This is a genomic window from Agrobacterium pusense, from assembly GCF_900102105.1.
In the GTDB taxonomy this organism is placed as follows: Bacteria; Pseudomonadota; Alphaproteobacteria; order Rhizobiales; family Rhizobiaceae; genus Agrobacterium; species Agrobacterium pusense.
On the sequence record NZ_FNBB01000005.1, the window covers coordinates 1 to 22,682 of the forward strand.

Sequence of the window (22,682 nt, forward strand, 5' to 3'; positions counted from 1 at the left end):
GCGAGCGCCATGGCGATCATGACGCGCTGGCGCTGACCACCGGAAAGCTCGTGAGGATAGCTGTCTATACGCCGCTCGGGCTCCGGAATTCCGACGAGCCTCAGCAGTTCGAGAACGCGTGCGCGCGCCTCCTTTTTACTGCCACCGCGGTGGTGAATGATCGGCTCGGCAATCTGCGCACCGATCCGGTAGAGAGGATCGAGCGAGGTCATCGGCTCCTGGAAGATCATGGTGACTTTCGCGCCACGGATTTTGTTAAGCTCGCCGACAGGCAGTCCAAGAAGTTCCTTTCCGCGATATTTCGCCGAGCCGCTGATGGCGCCATTGGATGCAAGCAACCCCATGATGCCCATCATCGTCTGGCTTTTGCCAGAACCGGACTCGCCAACCACAGCGAGCGTTTCACCCTGTTTAACGTCAAGGTCGATGCCCTTGACGGCATGGACAGTGCCATCCGGCGTGGTGAAATCGACCTTGAGGTCGCGAACGGAAAGAATGGTGTCAGTTGTCGTCTTCATGTCAACGATCCTTGGGATCGAGTGCATCACGCAACCCATCGCCGACGAAATTCAGCGAAAACAGGGTCAGCACGAAAAAGATCGCCGGGAATATCAGAAGCCACGGGGCGGACTGGATATTGTTGGCACCTTCGGAAATCAGCGCTCCCCAGCTTGTCAACGGCGCCTGAACGCCGAGACCGAGGAAGGATAGGAAGCTTTCCAGAAGAATGACTTTGGGCACGACGACCGTCACGAAAACGACAACGGGCCCGATCGTATTGGGGATGATATGACGGCGGATAATCTGCCAGTCGCTTAGCCCCAGAGCCTGCGCCGCACTGACAAATTCCCGTCGTTTCAAGGCGAGTGTCTGGCCACGCACGATGCGCGCCATGTCCAGCCATTCCACCGCGCCGATGACGAGGAAGATCAGGATGAAGCTGCGGCCAAAAAAGACGACCAGAACCACAACCAGAAAGACGAAGGGGAGTGAATAGAGGATTTCGACGAAGCGCATCATCACATTGTCCACGCGCCCTCCAATATAGCCCGCTGTTGCACCGTAGACCACGCCGATTCCCAAGGAAACGAGGCTCGCCAGGACACCGACCGCAATCGAAATCTGACCGCCAAGCATGACGCGCGCAAGCATGTCGCGGCCGTTGGAATCTGTACCGAAGAAAAAGTATTCGCGGTTGACGTCGCCTTCCAGCTTCAGCGTGCGTCCGTCGTCTTCGGTCGCAGTCACCTTGGTATTTTTGAATTCATTGGCACGGTCGAAGTAGCGTGTTGCGCGCGGATCGATTGCGCTGCTGGAGGTGATGGTCGCCGTGAAAGTCTGGCCTTCAACGGCAAATTCCTTCAGCTCGACGCGGGCCCGGCTCGCAACACCCTCCATCACGTCCTGAAGGTTATTCACATCAGGGCGTGGCTCGAGACTGGGTGCCACCGAGACATAGGAGGAAAACACCTGATCATAGGTGTGCGCCAGGAAATGAGGCCCGACGAACGAGAACAGAGTGATAAGGAGTAACATGACGGAACCCGCCATGGCTGCCTTGTTGCGTCTGAAACGCAGGACTGCCAGCTGGAACAGGCTGCGGCTTTTGATTTGTTGCGAATGAGGGTTAGTGCCGGGGCTATCAGTCATGTCTGACCCTCGGATCAAGAAGGCCGTAGAGAATATCGACGACTAGATTGAACAGGATGACGAAAATGGCGATGAGAACAACGGTGCCCATCACCAGCGTATAGTCACGATTGATGGCGCCGAGAACGAAGTAGCGGCCGACACCGGGAATGGTGAAGATCGTTTCGATGACTGCCGAGCCAGTCAAAAGCGCGGCGGCGCAGGGAGCGAGATAGGAAACGACCGGCAGCATTGCCGCGCGCATGGCGTGGAAAACGACGACGCTGCGCGCGGGAAGGCCATAGGCCTTGGCCGTGCGGATGTGGTCCATTCGCAGTGCCTCGATCATGGCACCGCGCGTCAGCCGGGCAATGACCGCAAGCTGCGGCAGCGCAAGTGCGATCATCGGAAGAATGAGGTAGCGTAGCGACCCGTCACCCCAGCTGCCTGCCGGAAGAAGCCCGAGCAGCACGGCAAATACAAGCGTGAGAACAGGGGCCACGACGAAGTTCGGGACGGTGACGCCCACTGTCGAGATTGACATGATCGAGAAATCGAAAGCGCTGTTTTGCCTGAGTGCTGCGAGCGTGCCGGCGAGCACGCCGCCCACCAGAGCCAGCAACAGGGCATAACAACCCAGTTCGAGCGAATAGGGCAGGCCCTTGCCGATCAGCTGCGCGACGGTGTTGTCCTTATAGATGTAGCTTGGGCCAAAATCGCCAGTGACGGCATTGCCGAGATAGATGAGATACTGGCGCCATAGTGGCTCATCCAGATGATAGGTTCTCATCAGATTTTCCATGGTCTGCGGGGGGAGGGGACGTTCGAGATTGAACGGACCACCGGGCGCAAAACGCATCAGGAAAAACGAGATCGTGACGACGATAAACAACGTCGGCACGGCGCTCGCCAAACGGCGCAGAATAAACGAGATCATGTTTTTGGGCTCCGGCATGGCACGGTGGCGGGGCCACCGTGCCAGTGCTGCTTATTCGGAAACGCTCAGGAAGCGGCTGAGGTGTTGATTGGCAGCGTTGTCCACCCAACCCTTGACGCGGTTGGACACCAGCCAAAGATCGGCCTGTGTCAGAAGCGGCGCTACCGGCTGTTCCTTCATGAGGATCGTTTCGGCCTCGTGCAGCAGCTTGGAGCGAGCTGCCGGATCCCTTTCCTCATAGGACTTCTTCAGCAATGCATCATACTCGGCGTTGTTGAACTTCGAGTAATTGAAGGTCTTGTTGGACGAGATGGAGAGCGCAAGGAAGTTTTCCGCATCCGCATAGTCAGCGACCCAGCCAGCACGCGCCACATTGAACTTGCCGCCTTCCTGGAGGTAGCCGTAGTGCGAGGCAACGTCGAGGTTCACGAGGGAGACCTTGGCGCCAAAGGTGTTTTTCCACATGTCGGCAATGGCGGTCGCAACGCGTTCGTGGTTGGGGTTGGTATTGTAACGGATTTCGATGGATAAAGGCTTGCCACCTTCACCGTAACCGGCCTCCTTCATGAGCTTTAGAGCTTCGTCTTCGCGATCAAGCTGCGACAGGGCTGCAAAGTCGGCCGTGGCGGGCTCACCGTAGGAATCCATGCCCGGGGGAACCATCGAATAGGCGGGAACTTGCGAGCCGCTGTAGATTTCCTTGGCGAGGAATTCGCGGTCGACAGCCATGGATAGCGCCCGGCGCACGCGGACGTCGTCATATGGCGCTTCGCGCGTATCGAAGGTGTAGTAGTAGGTCGCGAGCGTCGGTGAAACGTGCACCTGGTCGCCATAGGATTTGCGCAGACGGTCGATCTGGTCAGCTGAAAAATTGTAGGCGAGGTCCATTTCCTTCGCCTCGAAACGGCGAACGGAGGCGGCCTGGTCGTCAACCGGGTAGAAGATCACCTTGTCGATCTTGGTATTGGCAGCATCCCAGAAATTGGTGTTCTTGACCACAGTGAGGCTGTCGTTCGGAACATGAGCTTCGAGTTTGTAGGCGCCGTTCGACACCATCACGCCCGGTTTCACGAAATCCGCGCCGTTCTTTTCGTAACTCGCCTTGGAAATGGGCAGAGCCGTTTGATGGGCGAGCAGTTCAAGGAAGAACGGCGTCGGCCGCTCAAGCGTGATCTCCAGGGTCTTGTCATCCACCGCCTTGACGCCAAGCTGGTCAACAGGCGTTTCGCCCTTGTTGATCTTTTCGGCGTTCTTGATCGGGTAGAGAATATTGGCGTATTTCGCTGCGGTCTTCGGGTCTTCGACGCGCTTATAAGAGAAGACAAAATCTTCCGCCGTCACGGGTGTACCGTCCGACCACTTCGCATCGGCGCGCAGTTTGAACGTGTAAACGGTACCATCGTCAGACAGCGTCCAGCTTTCCGCCGTGCCCGGAATGATCTTGCCGGTCGCGTCATAGATGGTCAGACCTTCATAGAGATCCTTGACGATGAAGGCCTCGATGTTGATGGAGGTCTGTGCCTGATCGAGCGTCTGTGGTTCGCCGGCATTGCCGCGGTGTAGCACTGTTTCTGCAAGCGCAGAGCTCGTCCCCAAGAGAAGCGCAGCCATCACCACCGCGACCCGAGACCTAGCATTTATCGACATTTTTTCTTTCCCCGTGACTATTGAGCCGACAAATATGGCCAAATCGCCAGGAAGCGCAACCGAGACGAAATCATCAGGTAAAATTGCCACTGCAGAGCCAGGGGTAGGAGAAGCGGATGCAGCGCGTGCCCGAACTTACAAATACCGTCGCCCAAATCTTCTGTTATTTTGGTGCCTCATCGCGTCTGGCAACTCTGCAGTCGGGCTGAGGCGCCGGCAAGGCAAGAGGTTACCATCAGCCAGGTTGGAAGCGGACCGGCACCGGGTGTTACTCCTGCTGGATGAAAATTCCATCGTTACAACCATGTCGATGGAGAGATTGCCAGGCGCTCCGTGACAGCGCGATCCCTCTTTCGAAACCGTTTTGTGCGGCACCGTACGAACGCGATTTCGACCGGACTTAACCATGTTGGTTCCGGCCGCTTTAAGTTTCGTTCACGTAGTCTGGACGAAACACAGGCGGATATGAAACGATGCAAACCCTTCTGCAGTCGAAATGGTTTTGGAGATTTAGCCTGCCCGTCATGGCGTCGTTCGCCATTTGCGGGCTGCTTCTCTTGTCACTCTATTTTGCGGCGATCGCAAGCGACGGTATCGCAGTTGCAAGGCAGCGTGACGTGGTCGCCCTGACGGTATCGAAACTCAAGTCATCGATTGCTCATGATCAGGAAAGCGCCACTGTCTGGGATGACGCCGTCACGAACTCCCTTGCCCGTAATCCAGACTGGATGCAAACCAATCTCGGCGTATGGATGAATACCTATTTCGGACACGATGCAGCAATCGTGCTGACAGCGGACCTTAATCCGATCTATCAATTTCTTGTCGATCACAATGACGCGTCCACCGCCGATGGTTTGCGGACCGCCTATCTCCCGTTAGCGACGAAGCTGAAGGAACGCCTTATCGCAGGCGATCAGGACGGAACGAGTAGCAAGGTGCTCTCCATAGGAGAAGCCGACATCGTCTACGTTGGCTCACGTCCGGCGATCGTAAGCATAAAACCGATCGTTTCCGACACGGGTGATATCGAGCAGCAACCGGGGCGAGAAAATCTGCATGTTGCGGTCCGATTTCTGGACGGAGATCTCGCAGCAACGGTGGGTCAGGAATACCAGTTCGAAAATCTTCGATTTGCCCTTCATCAGCCAACGGACCCGCGTTTTTCTTATCTTGCGTTGCATTCAACATCCGGACAGGTCGTTGGCTACTTCGAATGGCAGCCGTTCAGGCCCGGCCAGCAAGTCCTTGAAGCTACCATTCCCGCGATCGCATTTGCTTTTTTTGCCATATTCAGTGCAGCGAGCGTCGGCGGAAACGCCCTCTGGAGACGCTCGAACCGATTGAAGGCGAACCAGGAGCAGTTGCAGTATCAGGCGGCACACGACATTCTAACCGGCCTTGCCAATCGATCGGAATTCAATGCGAGAGTTGCGACCGCCGCGCAAAATGCGAGGGAAGACGAGGCACACGCCGTGCTGTTCATCGATCTCGACAGGTTCAAGGAGGTGAACGATTCGCTTGGACATCCTGCAGGCGATAGATTGATATCACTTGTCGGGGCGCGGCTCACGAGCCTTTTGCCCGACAGTCTTGTTGCGCGGATCGGTGGTGATGAATTTACCGTCCTTGTCACATCGAACGATTTGCTGCAGCCCGAGCATGTTGCAAAAGCCATTGTGGACGACCTTCGATTGCCGTTCGAGATCGAGGAGACGCAAGTCACAATTGGTGCCAGCGTCGGAGTGGCCGTAAAGAACGGCGCCTTTGATGCAAACGAGGCGATACGTCAGGCCGACATCGCACTGTATCACGCCAAAGCAGCTGGCAGGAATACTTACGCAATATTCGGCGAGCACATGGACGAGTTGCTTCGCAAGAGAAGGGCTATGGAAGCTGACCTGCGGAAGGCGGTCAACGGCCGCGCGGAGATAGAGATATTCTATCAGCCAGTCTTCTCAGCACGGGACGGGATGCTCTGTTCCCTCGAGGCGCTGGCCCGATGGAACCACCCCACACTTGGATACGTAAGCCCCGGAGAGTTTATTCCGCTGGCCGAAGAGTGCGGTTTGATCCACGAAATCGGAGCCATTGTGCTAGAAGACGCCTGTTCCATGCTGGCGCACTTTCCCGACATCGACATCGCGCTCAACGCCTCCTTGCTGGAACTGTGTTCGCCGGCCTATCCGCTGAACGTGATTGCTGCGCTCGAAAAATGGAAGGTTTCGGCTAACCGCCTGGAAATCGAAATAACGGAAAGCGCAGCTACCGGAGAGGACGGCCGATCGGAACGGACCATTGCGGCCCTGCGCGCAGCCGGAGTAAGATTTGCGATCGATGATTTCGGAACAGGATATTCGTCATTCTCGCGGGTTCAAAAGATTGAGGTGGATCGCATCAAGATTGACAGATCATTCATCGAGGAAATCCACCGAAGCGACAACAGGGCCCTCGTCACTGCCATGATCAATGTCGCGCGGGCCAAGGGGTTGAAGATTACGGCTGAGGGTGTTGAGACAACGGAGCAGCGCGATGCTCTGGAGAGCCTCGGTTGCCATCATCTGCAGGGCTTTCTACTCGCACGGCCCTTGTCGCCGAATGCTGCTCGCGCGCTGCTCTCGGCCCCTGATCCCCTCTCGACGCTGCCCGGTCACGCGGGTTTCTGGCCTGACCGACAGTCGTATAACGTAAGCCGCTGATCAACCGTCGCAATTCGCGGCGGGCGGAGCCAGGTAACTCTGCTCCCCCGCTTGTTCCTCGCCCTGTTATCGCAAAACACGACCTGCTTCTGGCGCAATGCGTCGATCTCCTCAACACCAATGGGATGCAAGCCTTCCAGGCTCGTCACATTGGCTCCGTGCAGGAACGAGGTCGGTCGCGATGCCTGGCAGATCCGAATTCGCGACCTCACGCCAAAAAAACGACCCCTGATAATCGGCAGATTGCTCGCCCGCCGGCCGTTATCTAGTTTCGGTCGAGGTTGACACGACAAAACGCGCGGGTGTCCATGTCCAATGAACCAAAAAGTCGCCTGCCATCGTTGAGTGCGGTCACGGCGGGCTTCATGTTTGCCTGTATCCTCGTCGGTGCCGCGATTGTGTTCAAGGTGATTGACGATCGAATGCTCAGTTTCCAGGAGGCAAGTCTGCGTACTGCCGTGGAAACCAGGGTACGGGGCGTTCAAACAGCCTTCGCCGCTTCCCTTTATCGAGAATGGACAAACCTCGAAACGCTGGGAAGGTCGCTTGCGGTGAGCCAGCCTGAAGAGATCCAGGACGATCTTTCAACGCTCGTGGGAAGCGGACGGGTTGTGTCGTGGGCAGGTTATGCCGGAAATGACGGCAAAGTCCGTGTCGCGTCAAACGGTCTGTTGGTCGGCGCCGACGTGTCATCCCGTCCGTGGTTTCAGAGGGGGCTTCAGGGCAACTTCGCCGGGGATGCGCACGAAGCGGTTCTTCTTGCGGCTAAACTTCCTGCTCCCGAAAGTGGGGAGCCGTTACGGTTCCTCGACCTGGCAGCCCCTGTAACCGGTGTTGGTCAGTCAGTAACAGGAGTTCTTGGGCTTCATCTCAATCTGGAGTGGGCAAAAGCCTACATTCGTGAGCTGAGTGATGCCCTGGACGTCGACGTCCTCATAGTCAATCCCGAGGGCAGGGCTGTTATATCGTCCACGAACGAGAGCCCTTCAAACCTGGATCTGCCAAGCTTTCGAAGAGCAAGGACAGGTGCCACCGGCGTGAGCCTCGAGTTATGGCCTGATGGCAAGAATTACTTCGTAGCCACGCTTCCCGAGGCCAGCTACCAAAGCCTACCGAGGTTCGGGTGGTCCATTGTCGCGAGGATCGATGCGAACGCATTCAGCAATGCGGCCAGTAGCTTCTCCAGCGGTCTTTTTATTAGTTTGTCTCTTCTGACCCTGCTCCTTCTGCTCCTCATGTCATTGTTCATTGTCTCGTTTATCCGGCCGTTCCATCACCTCGCCGTCAATGCCAAAGCCGTTGCGGATGGACAGAACGTATATCCCTACGAGAGCAGGAGAACTTCCGAACTAGCTACAATCGGCTCGGCAATTTCTCGCTTGCAGGCAAGTGCAGACCGGCAGGACGGCGGTTAAGTAAGCTAGACCACTACTGGCGGGCAAAACGGGTGGTGGCATCCTTGATGATCGCCGATAGCCGTGTTGACGTGACACTTGGTACGCTCCCTCCAGCGTAAAGTCTTTTCAGCAAGAGCTGGTACTGTGTTTCATCCAACCCCAGCGCAACGACCAGGCTGTCGTCGGTCCGATCCAGCACCGTGGCGGTGAAATCTCCGATTTCTTTGAGTTTCATGATGATCTGGGTAGCTATAGGCGCGTCTACCCCTCTGAGACGGGCCGTTTCCTGCGTCAGGTCCGTCATCCAGACGCGCTTCAGCGCACCGCCGAGGGATATTACGACCCGCTCGGGACGGTCCGCATAGTGTTTCTCACGTCGTGGCAACTCGACACAGACCAGCAGCGTCACGGCAAGGATCACCAGATTGTAAACAGTCCAGAACAGGATAACGACCTTCCCGTCTCCTGCGTCATTGAACGCGAAACGGTCAGAGACCAGACCGATCAGGACCCCGGCGACGGTCAGAAACGTCAAAAGGAGGAAGGGGCGCATAAGACGCCATTGGACAACGACTTTGGTTCGGTCTCCTCCCTTTGCCGTAACACTGAAAGGGTGACCTTTCGGCTTCACAAGCCCCACAATGGCGGCTCTCGATATGGGGAGCGCACCAAGCAACTGGCTGACGTCATTGACGATGGGGATCACCATTCCGGACGAGATGAAGTTCAACACGAACAGGATCCACACCATATACGCCCCGAAATAGCTGATGACATCGGGAACAGATGCGTTGACCACCGTGATGTTGAAAAACCAGTAAAAGAGAGGAAAGGTCATGGAGGCGATGCGGAATGTGAAGGTGGTGAGCCAGAAAAATACCGAGTCAACGACACTCCAGCGGTCCCGCAGCCGCAAATTGTTCCGCGAAAAGGGACCTAGCCTTCCTCGGGCAATCTGCATGAGCCCCAGGCACCATCGCGCTCGCTGAGTGACGTATTCCTTCAACCCCTCCGGAGCAAGGCCCTCGGTCAACGCTTCGTTCAGATAGACCGTCCGATAGCCGTGCTCCTGCAACTGAAGCGTCAGCATGAAATCTTCCGTGATGCTGTCTGTCGGGAACCCACCGGAGGCCTGCACTGCCCTCCATCTGATCACCGACGACGTGCCGCAGCAGAATGCGATGCCCCACCCGTCGCGGCTTGGTTGTAAATGGTCAAAGAAAAAGCGCTGCTCGTCGGGATACGATCGGCTGAGCCCGAGATTATGCTGGATAGGATCCGGATTGAAGAAGTGCTGGGGTGTTTGAACCAGTCCGACCTCCTGGTCGTGGAAAAGCGCAAGTGCGCGCGAGACAAAATCCGTGTGAGGAACGAAGTCCGCGTCCAGCACGGCTATGAAGTCTGGCGGTTGATCGTCTTGCGCAAGAACGCCCAGGGCATGATTGATATTGCCGGCTTTCGAGCCCTTGTTATCTGGCCTGCGAAGGTATCGAACGTCGTGCTCCTTGCAGAAGTCACGCAGCCAGTCACGGCGCCCGTCATCCAGCACAAGAACCTGGACGTCCGGATGATCGCTGGCCTTTGCCCCGACGACCGTCCGTTCCAGAACGGCTTGCTCCTCGTTGTATGTGGCGATCAGAATCGCGACTTTTGGAGGCGGATCCGGTTGCCACCAGGATTTATTCTCCTCGACTTCAGGGGACCGATCGGTGGTTCTGGTCAGGATTGTAAACGCGCTCAGCGACGAGAGAACAGATAATGCTTCCAGAGCAAAGAATGACCAACTGAACAGACAGTCCAGCGTGAAGCCGGGCGGGGCCAGGGTCTGGGTTCCTCGCCACCAGATATATCGCACCGCTAAAGCCATTCCGATTGCGAAAAGGAACGTCCTGTGGGTCCAGTTACGATTGTTCAGGAGGTATGGCAGGACGAGTGCGCACCCGAAGGCCAGAGCCAGATGAGCGAAGCTCGACTGAAGTTCGCTAAGATAGAGAAAACTGTCCAAGTCCTATCTCCATAGTCCTCGCAGCCAGTCAAAAGCGCGCGTTTCGAAAAACACCCTGCCCGTGCGCCCTGCGAGGCACCGAAGGTCGGGGTCGTCCCGCAGAGCCGGCACATCAAGTGCCACGTCGTACCTTTGGAGGTGGCGCTGACTCGGTGCTATTGCCATGTTTTCATAGATCGTAGCCGCGCCGGAACCCGCAAGGCGGATTACCGATCCCTGAAGAACCTGACGGCTTCGGTTAAGGCGAAAGGTCGCGGGTGCGCCGACCCTGAGGGAATTGTAGACGCTTTCCGACACGGATAAGGTCACAATTGCGGAGTCGCAGTCGATCAGGCGCATGAGGTCCTGACCGCGCTGGACCGTTTCGCCCGAAGCGGAGAGATACTCCCACAGCGCACCATTCACATTCGCCACCAGATCTGAGGAAGAAAGTCTGTTTACACGAAGACGCTCGTTTGCCAGCCGATCGGAAATTGCAGCCAATGCCAGTTTCTTCGCCTCAAGTTGCGCTTTTAATTCCAGACGCTGCACGTCGATCTCGGAAATCCTCTGTTCGGAGTAGGGGGCGTCGTTAAATCCGTCTCCGAGGAATACTCCCCGCTCGGCCGCCTTCTGTGCCACAACGATTTCGGCGGCCTGAGCCTTTGCATTTGCGACCTCCAGCGCGGAAACCTCGGAAAGTGACTGGGCCTGTTCAAGGGACTGTGCGGTAGAAATGCCCTGACCGCTTAGCCGTGATGATCGCTCGCGGCTGAGTTCCGCGTATTTCAGACGTGCCTCGGATGCAGCACGCGAGGCGTCGGCAGACTGAGCCTGAGCCGCGAGTTGGCGTTTTCTTTCCTCACGATAGATGGCCGCGCGGGTCTGCAACTCATCAATCGATTCATCGAAAGACGTGACGACGGTCTCGAGCCTTTTTATTTCGGTCTGAGCATCGGCCTGTTGAAGTTCGAGATCAAGGAGACGGATGCCGTCAACAAGAGGATCCTCAAGAGAGCCCAGTGGATCGCCTTGCGCAACCTGGGCGCCCAGCGGCCTGGAAATCAATTCAATTTTGCCAGCGATGGGAGCGCGTATCGTCGTCAAACGGGCATTTATGAACGCATTCGCACTCGCGCCGCTAAGCTGCTCCCCAAGCACCACATAAAGAGCACCGCAGATCAGCAACAAACCGAATCCGATCTTTATGAGCTTCATGTTTCCTCCTCCGCATCTACCTAACAAAACGTACGGCCGGGGATCGGTTCACCCTGCTTGAGAAAACCCGCTCCCAGAGTTAGCGCGCGGTTAAATGACAACCGGCGCATATAGACTTTGACCTATCAAACCACCGAGCGCTAAACGTGTCTCAGGTCAAAACTTGCCCGCGAGTTTTTGTGGAGCGCTCGCTTTGCACGATTATCGACAGGCAAAGGGCGAGGATGCGTGCGACGATCACCGAGAGGAGGTGGCTCGGCGAGCGTCATGGATAGATCGAGAAGTTCGGGAGACGCGACTAGGGTCGTTCGATACGCCGCGCGAATTTTGTCCAGATCGACAGCAATAAAATCGCGACGCCGCCGGTCGCTATACCGATTATTGCCTGAATAAACGCGGTGGCCAGCCAATTCGTCACGGAGGGGACAATCACCAGGGTTTGTTCTATCCTTGATGCGACTGTTTCGATCAGATGTTCAGGCTGATGCCATCCCATCCCCGCCAGGCTGTGTACGATAATGCTTCCGCCTACCCAGAGCATCGCCGCCGTTCCGACGATTGCCAGTGCCTTGAGAAGAAACGGTACACCTTTGACCAGCCCGGCACCGACCGTCCTTGACAAAGGTCCCCCGGACTTCGTCAGGTGCAATCCGACGTCATCTGCTTTGACAATGAGCGCGACCACGCCATAAACTGCTGCGGTGAGCAGGATGCCAACCGCCGCCAGGACCCCTGCCTGGGTATAGATGCCGGAGGAGGAGACACCAGCCAGTGTCAGCGCCATGATCTCGGCCGAGAGGATAAAGTCGGTACGGATCGCGCCTGCGACCTTGCGGTTTTCCAGATCTGTTGCATCAAGCGCCGCGTTGTCGTCCGGACCGTGTTCCGGGGCATGAGCGAAAAATGCCTCATGTAGCTTCTCCGCGCCTTCGTAGCTCAAGTATATGCCACCGATCATCAGGAGCGGTGTGATGAGCCAGGGAGCGAAATATCCGAGGACGAGAGCGATGGGCAGGAGGAAGATCAGCTTGTTTTTAAGCGATCCAAGCGCAATTTTGCCAATGATCGGCAGTTCACGCGCGGGAGCCAGACCGACGACGTAGGCCGGCGTGACGGCGGTGTCGTCGATCACGACACCTGCCGCCTTCACACTGGCTTTGGCAGTCTGGGTTGCGACGTCGTCGAGGGACGCGGAGGCAGCCTTAGCTATCGCTGCCACGTCGTCAAACAATGCGATCAATCCGGTAGCCAATTTAACTCCTGAACAGGTTCAGCGTTGTCCGTGATTTGGGGCCGTTGCACAGAATGGAGAGTAAAGGTTGCTCGATATATCACAGCCATCCTGTCTTCTTGAACCGGTAATAAAGTATCGCGCAAAGGGTGATGATTACGGCGATCACGACATAATAGCCGTATTCCGATTTCAGTTCCGGCATGTGCTCGAAGTTCATTCCATAAATGCCGGCGATCGCCGTTGGGACAGCCAGGATCGCGGCCCAGGCTGCAAGCTGGCGGGTGATCATACCCTGGCGCTGCTGTTCAAGCAGGTTCGAGGCCTCGAACACGGAAGTGATAACTTCCCGCAAGCCTGACATCATGAATTCGACGCGCCGTACATGGTCAAGCACGTCCCGAAAATAGGCTTTGGCGTTCTCGTCAATACAGGGCAGCTCCAGATTGGCGAGCTTGCCAGCGACCTCCTCCATCGGGCCCAGAATGCGCTGAAAGCGGATCACCTGCCGTCGCATGCGGAAAAGCCGTCTGATCTGCTCCCTTTCGAGAAATGCAATCAGCATGTGCTTTTCCGTCTCAAGCACCTTGTCCTCCAGCGTCTCGACCATCGGCAGATAACCGTCGACGACGAAATCGATGATACCGTGCAGGACATAGTCCGGGCCATGTTCGAGGAGTTGCGGAGACTGTTCGAGATGCTCCCTCAATTCCTTGTGGGAGCGTGCCGAACCATGCCGGACCGAAATCACATGGTGCCGTCCGACGAAAATACAGGTTTCGCCATAGGCAATCTTGTCGCCCTCAAGATGAGCGGTCTTGATGATGACGAAGAGCTGATTGCCGTACACCTCAACTTTCGGCACCTGCCTCCCGTTCAGTGCGTCTTCGACGGCAAGCGGATGCAGGTCAAACATCGACTTCAGGCTCGCCATTTCCTCGACGGTCGGGTCGGTGATACCGATCCAGGCAAACTCGCCGTCCCTCTCGGGGAACGGTCGGCCAGTCAAGGGGAGTTCTTCGGCACGCTTGCCAAGGCGGTAGATGTAGGAAGCTATAACTGTCATGAAAACCGCAGTGAGTTAACCGTCATGATTTGGTATTCTGATATCGTAGTGACAAGATGGAACGGGCGATATCCTATCCGTAGCGAATCTGCACACCAGCGTCATTGGCAGAATCGCAGCGTCACGGCGCGTCCATCGAATGTAAGTTTGCCGTCACTGGAACAGTCCGCGCTGCACACCGTTATAAACCGGCGCTGCAAAGGGTGGCGTTGGAGATGGTTTGCATGAACAGTCGCATTTGCATTATCGGTTCGGGGCCTACCGGAATCTTTTCCCTTCAGCGACTTATTCATTCTCCTTCCCCAATGAGTATTACTGTCTTTGAAGCAGAAATGCTGGCGGGGAAGGGAACGCCCTATCTTCCCGGCTCAAATGATCCTGTCATGCTTTCCAACATTCCGAGCATCGAGATACCGCCGTTGCCGCTGTCACTGGTGGAATGGCTATCTCGCCAGGAAGACGATTATCTTAACCGTTTTGCCATTGTGCGCGATGCCATCAGCGAGCGTGCGTTTTACCCGAGGTTGGTTCTCGGTGATTATTTTCAAGAGCAGTTCAGTGCGCTTGTGGATTATGGAGTCGAGAAAGGTCACCAGATCGATATCCGCCCCGGGCACCGCGTCAGTGATATATCGCTCGACGTCGACCATATCCGAATTTGCGTCGAAAGCCCTGACGGAAAGTTCGACGCGATCTATGACCACGTCGTGATGGCAACGGGCCATAATTGGCCTGATAAGACCGAAGTGCAGCCAGGCTACTTTGCGTCTCCATGGCCCGCTTCCGCGCTCAAAAGTTCCTGCTATGGAAGGCTTGGGATACTTGGGACGTCGCTCAGTAGTATCGACGCGCTTTTGACCGTCGCGGTATCCTGCGGCTCGTTTGTTTATGACGACACGGGAACAATGAGGTTTCACGCATCCACCGGGCACGAAAACTTCACAGCCGTGATGATGTCCCGCAAGGGACTGTTACCGGAGGCGGATTTCTATTGCCCGCTTCCCTACCGGACACCGAGTGTTTGCACGCAGGAAGCTGTCAATGGAGAAATCGAGATTGGCTCTGCCGGTTTGCTCGACAGGGTTTTCGAGCTCTTCAAGCGGGAAATCGCGACCGCCGATCCTGACTACGCAGCCGAAATAGGGCTAAATTGCCTGACGGCAGACACCTTTGCTGACGCATATTACTCTCGCCGGTCGGGAGTGGATCCGTTTGTCTGGGCAGCAGCAAACCTAGCCGAAGTCGAACGCAACGCAGAGCAGCGATTCACTGTGCCTTGGCGCTACGCCATACTCATCACACATGAAATCATCGCCAGAGCAATCCCGCACCTGGACACGCGTGACCTAGCGCGGTTCAACCGATCGTTTAAAAGTATATTCATCGATGAATATGCGACCGTACCCCACCTTTCGATCAAGCGTTTGCTTGCGCTTCGAAACGCTGGCAGGTTGGAAATTATCGCGCTGGGAGAAGATTACGCAATAGACACGTGTGGCCTTGCGCGGGGCGCCAGAGTGACCACGGCCGGCTCGGAAGAAGTCTTCGAAAGTTTCATCGATGCGACCGGCCAAACGGCGTTATCGGCACGGGACCTGCCGTTTCCTTCGCTCGTGAAGCAGGCAGCTGTCAAACCGGCTGTCACGCGCGTGGCTTCGACTGGATTAATAGCCGATACGACAGGCCACAACTTCAAGAGGACCGGCGGTATCGAGGTCGACGAATGCTATCGTCCACGCGATACCGGCTTGTTATCCAACCGGCTTTATTGCGTGGCGATACCATTCCTGTTGCATAAGAACCCCTTTGTACAGGGTATCACCAGCGCCGCTGAGTTAGGGCAGGCGGCCGCGCAGGCTATCCTCGACGATATTCGGGCGACGACAGCCGACTTGCTGCTCACAGCCTGACATAGCGGACAGAATAGATATGACGGTCACTTTTCGCTCAAAACACGTTATTGGGAAAGTCGCTGAGATCTGGCGTTTCCCGGTAAGCTCGCTTGGTGGAGAACGATGCAAACGCGCAGAAATAGAGCCAGCGGGCATCGTCGGCGACAGGCGTTTTGCGCTGTTCGACAATGTATCCGGCGTCGCCGCAGCGCCGGAAAAAGACGTTCGATGGCGGCCGGCACTTTTCCTCCGCAGCGCCATTGATGATGGCGGTGTGCGGATCACGTTTCCAACTGGGTGTAATTTCTATATTGAAGATCCTCAATTGGGACTGGAACTTTCGAAGTATTTTGGCTTTGACGTCGGTATCGGAAGTTACATCGATGCTGACCCGCTTGCCCCTTCTCTTCCCACCGTTGAGAACCGATACTCGAGATCGGCACTTCACTTGGTCACCACTTCGTCACTGGCCGAGCTTCAACAAATGTTATCGGATAGTACGGTTGACCGTTTGCGCTTTCGGCCAAATATTCTACTCGAAACCAGTAATGTGACAGGTTTTGCTGAGTTTCAATGGATCGGTAAGGTCATTAGTTTCGGGCTGGCGGAGGTCGAGGTGACAGACCTCACAAAACGGTGCGGAATGATCCTTGCCGCACAGCCTGATCTGCCGGAACAGCCGGAGATTCTCAGAACGGTATTGAGAAAAGCAGGTCGCGCATTCGGGGTTTATTGCGAACCTGTCAAAATAGGAAATATCGAAACCGGCCAGCGCGCAGAGTTGATTTCCGACTAGTCATTCCAAGGGTCGATTTCCAGGGATTAAAAGCAGGCCGAAAACCCTATAAATTATGCGGTATTTTACGCCATTTCTTCTCTTCAGTGGCGCGACATTGGCTTTTGGTCATTCCGCCATCGATGGCGTCTTGAACTGGTCGCCCGGCGCAGATGGTAAGTCGAGGTTGTTCCGAAGCTTGATGACAAGACTGTCGGGGTTGAGACTTCTCCGAACGCGCGTCCTGTAGTAGAAGAAAAGGCAGCGGTCCGAGAAGGCGAAGTCTCGCAGGCGGAGCCTCCGGCAAGGCAGTTGAACCGCCTTGATGAACTGAGGCAGGAGCGCGAAGACAAGCGCGATCGAGACGACCAGGAACGGTAAGATGAACGGAAAAAGCCTGCTTCACATTTACCACGAGCAGAAATTGGCGGACGAGTTTGCGCGTGATCGCAATCCTGAGGTGCCAGCGATTTTTGTTGCGGTCGCACTGTTCGTTGTAGTGTTCGTGGTGGGTGCAGCGCTCGACACCGCTTGGGTCTACCTACAGCAATGGTATCACGTCGCCACCAGCTAATGGCCGTTCCGATGAGTAATGAAAGCCGGGTTAGCCCGGCTTTCTGATTTTGAACGCACGAGAGCCCTTGATTGCAGACGGACGCCCCTCCTTCGTACAGCTTTACCACGCAAGTCGTGATGCCTCGCGTGGGATCCACAATGATCACAACCGCTTACGTCATCGACGCCAAAGGCCTTTTGGTGACGCAGGCAGGATCCGTCCGTCTCATCCCGTGGACCTCCATTCGGTTCATACACGTTCACGTAACGAGTGGGGTCGGCTCCACCGGTTTTCCCGTCTACAGCGCCCGTTTGCGGATGCTCTTCGCGTCGAGGGAGATATCCTCGCTGCATTGGCAGGGAGAGGCACGTACCGATCAATCAGCCGGCTACGTTCGCTTCATGGAAGAACTTATTCCATTTGCAATCGCCCGTAACCCGCGGATTCGCCTCCGACACGGTGGCGACCCTATGCTCGAGGCAGCGATCCCGACGGTGCTGTTTCTCGTCTCCATGCCATTCTTGTTGATACCGTTCTTGATCGTTAAACCGCTTGGTGCTCTTGTTTCCGGCTTCAAATTTTCCGGGTTGAACAAATTCGGAACCAGGCCCGTAGTTGCTGCGATCATCGCGGGGCTTGGTGTGGCGCTCAACATGCTTCCCTGGTCGACCGGCAAGCAGTTCAGGGTCGACGATCTGCCAACCGCAGAACTTCCGCCGAAATATCGGAAAGCTCGCGTCTCATCTCATGTGGGATGAAAGCGCGGGTAGTTCCATAATAGAGCTTAGCCCGAGGGAGTCTGGAAACGTTCATGCTGACAGTTGCAGTCGGGAGCAATGGACGGTCGGTCGAAAACTGGTTCGCCGATTATCGGTGCTCATCATTATGGCTTCGGCTCGATGTCACTGCTCAAGCTGTGAAACCAGCGCCTGCATGTTCACACGCAGTCCGTCAGGATCGTAATTGATCTCGACGCCCCCGTTCCCAGGAGGCCCATGCGGATCAGAACATCGGGTGAGGCAGATCTTATCCGCCACGGGCGTGGGACACCAGCAGGGGCACGACTTCGCGCTCAAGCCGCTCGACAGACCAGCTGTGCACAGGAGCGGATACGACGATGGCTCCCGCCGGACGACCCTCTGACCCTGGTACCGCAGCGGCAACATTTACCTCGTCGCGGATCGACTGGCGATCCGTGAAGGCCACGCCTCGAACGCTTGCCTCCAGAATCTCTGTGCGGATTTCGTCCTTGTTCGTAACGGTAAAGGGAGTACCGGGCTGGACGGGGCTTTCCGAAAGAATTCTGTCAATCTCTCCAGGTGGCAGCCACGACAGGATCGCCCGACCACCGGAGGATGAAACGGCTGGAAGTCGCCTGCCCGGATAGGCGGTTCTGAAAGCCGGTTGTGGTCGGCTTTGAACATGCAGCAGGTGGATGATTTCCGTGCCATCCAGGATGCAGAAGGAACAACGCAGCCCGCATTCTTCCCGCAGCCTTATAAGCCGAGGCCATACCGACCGGAGCAACGCGTTTCCCATCTGGAAACGATAAAGAAGATCAAGCGCCCGCTCCGAGACATGGAAAGCGCGTTTGGGCTGATCTTTCTTCAGATAGCCCAGTCCCGCCAGCGTATCTGTAATGCGCTGGACAGTCGGCACCGGAAAGCCAGTCTGCTGTGAAAGTTGCGTCAGGGTGAGCAGCGGCGTTTGTGGGTGGAAAAACTGCAATAAATGCAGGCTTTTGGAAACTGCGGTCACCGCGAGCGGATCATTCTCGTCGTCGACCAGCGGCCACAGCGTGCGTGGATTTGGCTCGAGGTTGGCCGGGCGTACCGCCCGTGTCACCATCAACTCCCCCATGCGTGAGACGGTTTCGCAAAGTTGCCCGGTCACCGTGCCTGCTGCCTCTGTGTCTACAGGACCGGAAAGCGAAATCGCAGCAAGCGGCTGGCCGGCTGCATCGCGAAAAGCGGTCGCAATGACTTGGCGGGATCCGCCTTCGACAGTACCGTCAAAGGAAAATCCCATGCTGCGCTCAGAGGCTATCCGCTCGCGCAGCAAACCCGCGTCGCCTGTCCATGTTGCCAGAAATGTATCGAGTGTTGTCGCATCCATAAGAGACAACAGCGCCCGGCCTGGCGCGGTCTCGGCAAGTGCGACGCGGCTGCCAACCGGGGCAAGTGCCAGGGATGCGGCGGGTGAGGGGACCCGGGCCAGCGTAACGGCGGTCTTGCCGTCGAGGAGCCAGAGGTCGGTGCTGAGGCCGGTGCGTGCATTCAGTTCGACGACCAGCGGCATCACGAGATCGATCAACTCGTTGCTGTAAAGATAGACATGTGCGGGATAACACGCCCGGTGCCCGAGAGAAAGGACACCGCTCAGTGCGTCGCGTTCAAGCCAATGGGATTTGACAAGTGTATGAACCAGACGCTGGGCGCTGGATCTGTTCATCGCGCCTCGCCTCGCAACATCGGCAATTCTCAGTTCAGGCGTTTCCGGCCCGAACATCTCAAGAACGGCAAATGCCTTCTCCAGCGCGGCAATACGGGCCCGGTGATCGAACCCTTCTGAGGGTTTGGTAAAATTCATTTTGCGACGCAGCAAGATCGTTGACAAGGCTTTCAACGAACCTATAATCGATAGTCGAGAATAGCAATCGCATCGCGGTAAAATAATCCTAAGGGGAACGCCTTGCACTCTATGTCAATCGGAATGACGTCATAGTCAGCTATGCCCACATGCTCGCCATGTGACGGTAAGCTGAACCTTGCAAGCCTGTCGCGTTGCGGTCTCACAGCCGCAGTTGCGCAAGGTATTGCAGTCGTATGTTTCGCCGCACCTTTGCGGCGGTACAAGTGCTCTTCGCTGCGCAAACTTTGAGGGATCGCAGCGACATTATCGAAAACGGTCCGGATCGGAAGGGTGCCGTGCGCTTGCGTGCGGGCCAATGCCCGCGCGTTTCGGTCGCTACCTGCCAAACAAAAAAGGGAACAGCGAAATCATGCACGCTCAGTTGACCAGAAAAGCAAGCCGGGCAAGAAGCCGGCTCGTTGCGGCGATCATCGCCCTTTCAGCCTGTGTTGCGGGCTTTGGAACGGATGCCTCGGCCACAACAATGATGGCCGTACCGCATTCTGGCCTGCGTATTCTCGATCCGATCATCACGACCGCTCATATCGTGCGCAATCACGGCTACATGATCTATGACACGCTGCTGGCGCTTGATGCCGATTTCAAACCGCAGCCCCAGATGGCTGACTACACTGTTTCGGATGACAAGCTGACCTATACATTCACGCTGCGCGACGGTCTGAAATGGCACGACGGCACACCTGTGACAGCAGAAGACTGCATTGCCTCGCTTCAGCGCTGGGGCAAGCGGGATACTTCCGGTCAGATCCTCTTCGACAAGACAGAAAGCCTGACGGCTACGGACGACAGGACCTTTGTTTTCAAGCTGAAGGAACCCTTCGGCTTCTTGCCCGACGTTCTGGCCAAGCCGTCTTCGGTCGTGCCGTTCATGATGCCGAAACGTATTGCCGCAACCCCGGCCGATACCGCCATTACCGAATTTGTCGGTTCCGGCCCCTTCAGGTTCGTCACGGCCGAGTACCAGCCGGGCGTCAAGGCGGTCTATGAAAAATTTACCGATTATGTGCCGCGCAACGAGCCTGCGAGCTGGCTGGCCGGCGGAAAGGTGGTCAAGGTCGACCGTGTGGAATGGTTGAGCATGCCCGATGCCCAGACGGCAATCAACGCTATCCAGTCCGGGGAGATCGACTATATCGAAGCTCCGCCAGTTGATCTTCTGCCACTTGTCGAGAGCAATGACGAACTGACCGTCAAGACGCTAAACACGCTTGGCTCGCAGACCATGGGCCGCATGAATTTCCTCTACCCGCCATTCGATAACAAGAAGATCCGCCAGGCTGCTCTCAAAGCGATGAACCAGAAGGATGTTCTCGACGCGCTGATCGGCAATCCGGACTACTACACCATCTGCGGCTCCGTCTTCGGCTGCGGTACGCCGCTTGAAGCACTGGCCGGTTCGGAAAGCCTGACCGGCGCGGGCGATATGGAAAGCGCAAAGGCACTCCTTAAGGAGGCCGGTTACGACGGAACTCCCGTTGTCATCCTTCAGCCAACCGACGTCGTGACCGTCAAGGCCCAGCCCGTCGTGGCGGCGGCTGCGCTGCGGGCTGCGGGCTTCAACGTCGAACTTCAGCCCATGGACTGGCAGACGCTCGTCACTCGCCGCGCCTCGCAGAAGCCGGTGGCTGAGGGTGGCTGGAACATGTTCTTCACCAACTGGATTGTGCCGGAAATCATGACGCCGCTTAACAATCCGATGTTGAACGGTCGCGGCGCCAAGGGATTTTTTGGCTGGCAGACGGACGAGAAGCTGGAAGCGTTGCGCGCCAAATACATCGCCGCGGCGACAGCTGAAGAGCAGAAGGCTGCGGCCGCCGAGCTTCAGGCCCATGCCATGGACGAGGTCAGCTACGTTCCGCTTGGCCAGTACAAGAACCCCTCCGTGTGGCGCAACCAGCTTTCCGGCTTCCTGGAATCGCCGGTTCCCGTGTTCTGGAACATCGAGAAAACAGAAGACTGAGCCTCGTGGAAGAACATGGCGGCATCCTGTGGATGCCGCTGCCCTGCCTGCCCAACCGACGTGAGGATGCTTATGCTCGCCTATACGTTCCGCCGAATTCTGGCCTCCGTTCCGGTAATGATCACGGTCGCCGTCTTCGTTTTTCTCCTGCTGCGCATAACGCCCGGCGATCCGGCCGCCATCATCGCCGGCGACATGGCCACGCCAGAGCAGCTTGAGAAAATCCGCGCTGCCCTCGGCCTCGACAAACCAATCGTCGTGCAATTCGTCTCGTGGTTCTGGCTGCTTCTCCAGGGCGACCTTGGCGTGTCGCTGATTTCCAATACGCCAGTCACTGCGATGATCGGCAAGCACATCGAACCGACCGTGAGCCTTGCGCTCGTCACGATCGTCCTGTCGGTGCTGATTGCCGTTCCACTTGGGGTCATCGCTGCGTGGCGCCACGGCACGTGGATCGACTATGCCGTCATGACGGTGTCGGTCGTCGGCTTCTCCGTGCCGGTTTTCGTGATCGGCTATATCCTCATCCAGGTCTTCGCCATCGACCTCAAATGGTTTCCGGTGCAGGGCTTCCGGAGCATCACCAAAGGCGTCGGTCCTTTCGCGGAACGCGCCATTTTGCCGGCCCTCACACTTGCTTCCATTTATATCGCGCTGATCGCCCGCATGACACGCGCCTCCGTGCTCGAAGTGCTGGGCGAGGATTATGTGCGAACCGCCCGCGCAAAAGGGCTGAAGGAAAATACCGTCCTGTTCCGCCACGCGCTGCGCAATGCCGCGGTTCCTGTGCTCACCATTATCGGCACCGGCTTTGCGCTGCTTATTTCCGGCGTCGTGGTAACGGAGAGCGTATTCAACATTCCCGGCATTGGAAGGCTCACGGTCGATGCCATTCTTGCCCGCGATTACCCTGTCATTCAGGGCATGATCCTGCTGACAAGCGGTATCTATGTGATGGTCAATCTCCTCATCGACCTCTCCTACTCCTTCTTCGATCCGAGGATACGGTACTGATGGCCAATTCCACGCTTTTTGGTGC

General features: G+C 56.6%; 17 protein-coding genes. 8 read left to right on the plus strand and 9 right to left on the minus strand.

The genetic code is table 11. From position 1 onward, the window contains the following. The 4 genes from BLU28_RS13700 to BLU28_RS13715 form a co-directional block, all read right to left on the minus strand. Positions 1-518, minus strand: a 518-nt coding sequence (locus BLU28_RS13700) for an ATP-binding cassette domain-containing protein (protein WP_175477699.1), incomplete at its 3' end; no start/stop codon positions are given. A gap of 1 nt (position 519) precedes the next feature. Continuing rightward, positions 520-1,650 carry an ABC transporter permease gene (locus BLU28_RS13705; RefSeq protein ID WP_004437370.1) on the minus strand — a complete coding sequence of 377 codons (1,131 nt, stop codon included), beginning with the start codon at positions 1,648-1,650 and terminating at the stop codon, positions 520-522. Continuing rightward, the gene (gene oppB / locus BLU28_RS13710) at positions 1,643-2,566 is read right to left on the minus strand and encodes an oligopeptide ABC transporter permease OppB (protein WP_045533877.1); all 924 of its coding nucleotides are present in this window, start codon (positions 2,564-2,566) and stop codon (positions 1,643-1,645) included. The genes BLU28_RS13705 and oppB overlap by 8 nt, the downstream gene beginning before the upstream one ends. A 51-nt stretch (positions 2,567-2,617) precedes the next feature. Then, positions 2,618-4,213: a peptide ABC transporter substrate-binding protein gene (locus tag BLU28_RS13715; protein WP_077987905.1), complete on the minus strand. Its 1,596-nt coding sequence runs from the start codon at positions 4,211-4,213 to the stop codon at positions 2,618-2,620. A 473-nt stretch (positions 4,214-4,686) separates the two neighbouring features. Here BLU28_RS13715 and BLU28_RS13720 point away from each other — a divergent pair, with 473 nt between their 5' ends. After that, positions 4,687-6,912: a bifunctional diguanylate cyclase/phosphodiesterase gene (locus tag BLU28_RS13720; protein WP_077987904.1), complete on the plus strand. Its 2,226-nt coding sequence runs from the start codon at positions 4,687-4,689 to the stop codon at positions 6,910-6,912. 308 nt (positions 6,913-7,220) lie between these two features. After that, on the plus strand, positions 7,221-8,327 hold the full coding sequence (locus BLU28_RS13730; protein ID WP_072495000.1) for a cache domain-containing protein: 1,107 nt from the start codon (positions 7,221-7,223) through the stop codon (positions 8,325-8,327). Between the two features lie 13 nt (positions 8,328-8,340). On the opposite strand, the gene BLU28_RS13735 is transcribed toward BLU28_RS13730, so the two are convergent. The 4 genes from BLU28_RS13735 to BLU28_RS13750 all read right to left on the minus strand — a co-directional run bounded on the left by BLU28_RS13735 (position 8,341) and on the right by BLU28_RS13750 (position 13,808). After that, positions 8,341-10,314: a glycosyltransferase family 2 protein gene (locus BLU28_RS13735; protein WP_077987903.1), complete on the minus strand. Its 1,974-nt coding sequence runs from the start codon at positions 10,312-10,314 to the stop codon at positions 8,341-8,343. Between the two features lie 3 nt (positions 10,315-10,317). Then, complete coding sequence (locus BLU28_RS13740; protein WP_004437388.1) at positions 10,318-11,511, minus strand: HlyD family secretion protein; 1,194 nt, start codon at positions 11,509-11,511, stop codon at positions 10,318-10,320. Positions 11,512-11,809: 298 nt separating this feature from the next. After that, positions 11,810-12,763 carry a DUF808 domain-containing protein gene (locus BLU28_RS13745; protein ID WP_004437391.1) on the minus strand — a complete coding sequence of 318 codons (954 nt, stop codon included), beginning with the start codon at positions 12,761-12,763 and terminating at the stop codon, positions 11,810-11,812. A 79-nt stretch (positions 12,764-12,842) separates the two neighbouring features. Beyond that, complete coding sequence (locus tag BLU28_RS13750; RefSeq protein WP_077987902.1) at positions 12,843-13,808, minus strand: magnesium and cobalt transport protein CorA; 966 nt, start codon at positions 13,806-13,808, stop codon at positions 12,843-12,845. 224 nt (positions 13,809-14,032) lie between these two features. On the opposite strand from BLU28_RS13750, the gene BLU28_RS13755 reads away from it, so the two are divergent. From BLU28_RS13755 to BLU28_RS13770, 4 genes are all read left to right on the plus strand, one after another. Continuing rightward, positions 14,033-15,718: an FAD/NAD(P)-binding protein gene (locus tag BLU28_RS13755; protein ID WP_022563345.1), complete on the plus strand. Its 1,686-nt coding sequence runs from the start codon at positions 14,033-14,035 to the stop codon at positions 15,716-15,718. 19 nt (positions 15,719-15,737) lie between these two features. Further along, a complete protein-coding gene (locus BLU28_RS13760; protein ID WP_022563346.1) occupies positions 15,738-16,496 on the plus strand; it encodes an MOSC domain-containing protein in 759 nt (252 codons plus the stop codon). Between the two features lie 361 nt (positions 16,497-16,857). Beyond that, positions 16,858-17,049 carry a hypothetical protein gene (locus BLU28_RS13765; protein ID WP_044459536.1) on the plus strand — a complete coding sequence of 64 codons (192 nt, stop codon included), beginning with the start codon at positions 16,858-16,860 and terminating at the stop codon, positions 17,047-17,049. A gap of 140 nt (positions 17,050-17,189) precedes the next feature. Further along, on the plus strand, positions 17,190-17,789 hold the full coding sequence (locus BLU28_RS13770; protein WP_022563348.1) for a hypothetical protein: 600 nt from the start codon (positions 17,190-17,192) through the stop codon (positions 17,787-17,789). Between the two features lie 268 nt (positions 17,790-18,057). On the opposite strand, the gene BLU28_RS13775 is transcribed toward BLU28_RS13770, so the two are convergent. Further along, the gene (locus tag BLU28_RS13775) at positions 18,058-19,620 is read right to left on the minus strand and encodes an IclR family transcriptional regulator (RefSeq protein ID WP_077987900.1); all 1,563 of its coding nucleotides are present in this window, start codon (positions 19,618-19,620) and stop codon (positions 18,058-18,060) included. Between the two features lie 412 nt (positions 19,621-20,032). Between BLU28_RS13775 and BLU28_RS13780 the strand changes: the two genes are divergently transcribed. Together BLU28_RS13780 and BLU28_RS13785 are read left to right on the plus strand one after the other, a co-directional pair. Beyond that, positions 20,033-21,643: an ABC transporter substrate-binding protein gene (locus BLU28_RS13780; protein WP_077987911.1), complete on the plus strand. Its 1,611-nt coding sequence runs from the start codon at positions 20,033-20,035 to the stop codon at positions 21,641-21,643. A gap of 72 nt (positions 21,644-21,715) precedes the next feature. Further along, on the plus strand, positions 21,716-22,657 hold the full coding sequence (locus tag BLU28_RS13785; RefSeq protein WP_004437414.1) for an ABC transporter permease: 942 nt from the start codon (positions 21,716-21,718) through the stop codon (positions 22,655-22,657). The last annotated feature ends 25 nt before the right edge of the window (positions 22,658-22,682 follow it).

What these genes read in the sequence shown, in the direction of transcription:
- BLU28_RS13705 (WP_004437370.1), bottom strand. Translation starts at nt 1,650, where the DNA reads ATGACTGATAGCCCCGGCACTAACCCTCATTCGCAACAAATCAAAAGC.
- oppB (WP_045533877.1), bottom strand. Translation starts at nt 2,566, where the DNA reads ATGATCTCGTTTATTCTGCGCCGTTTGGCGAGCGCCGTGCCGACGTTG.
- BLU28_RS13715 (WP_077987905.1), bottom strand. Translation starts at nt 4,213, where the DNA reads ATGTCGATAAATGCTAGGTCTCGGGTCGCGGTGGTGATGGCTGCGCTT.
- BLU28_RS13720 (WP_077987904.1), top strand. Translation starts at nt 4,687, where the DNA reads ATGCAAACCCTTCTGCAGTCGAAATGGTTTTGGAGATTTAGCCTGCCC.
- BLU28_RS13730 (WP_072495000.1), top strand. Translation starts at nt 7,221, where the DNA reads ATGTCCAATGAACCAAAAAGTCGCCTGCCATCGTTGAGTGCGGTCACG.
- BLU28_RS13740 (WP_004437388.1), bottom strand. Translation starts at nt 11,511, where the DNA reads ATGAAGCTCATAAAGATCGGATTCGGTTTGTTGCTGATCTGCGGTGCT.
- BLU28_RS13750 (WP_077987902.1), bottom strand. Translation starts at nt 13,808, where the DNA reads ATGACAGTTATAGCTTCCTACATCTACCGCCTTGGCAAGCGTGCCGAA.
- BLU28_RS13755 (WP_022563345.1), top strand. Translation starts at nt 14,033, where the DNA reads ATGAACAGTCGCATTTGCATTATCGGTTCGGGGCCTACCGGAATCTTT.
- BLU28_RS13760 (WP_022563346.1), top strand. Translation starts at nt 15,738, where the DNA reads ATGACGGTCACTTTTCGCTCAAAACACGTTATTGGGAAAGTCGCTGAG.
- BLU28_RS13765 (WP_044459536.1), top strand. Translation starts at nt 16,858, where the DNA reads ATGAACGGAAAAAGCCTGCTTCACATTTACCACGAGCAGAAATTGGCG.
- BLU28_RS13770 (WP_022563348.1), top strand. Translation starts at nt 17,190, where the DNA reads ATGATCACAACCGCTTACGTCATCGACGCCAAAGGCCTTTTGGTGACG.
- BLU28_RS13775 (WP_077987900.1), bottom strand. Translation starts at nt 19,620, where the DNA reads ATGAATTTTACCAAACCCTCAGAAGGGTTCGATCACCGGGCCCGTATT.
- BLU28_RS13780 (WP_077987911.1), top strand. Translation starts at nt 20,033, where the DNA reads ATGCACGCTCAGTTGACCAGAAAAGCAAGCCGGGCAAGAAGCCGGCTC.
- BLU28_RS13785 (WP_004437414.1), top strand. Translation starts at nt 21,716, where the DNA reads ATGCTCGCCTATACGTTCCGCCGAATTCTGGCCTCCGTTCCGGTAATG.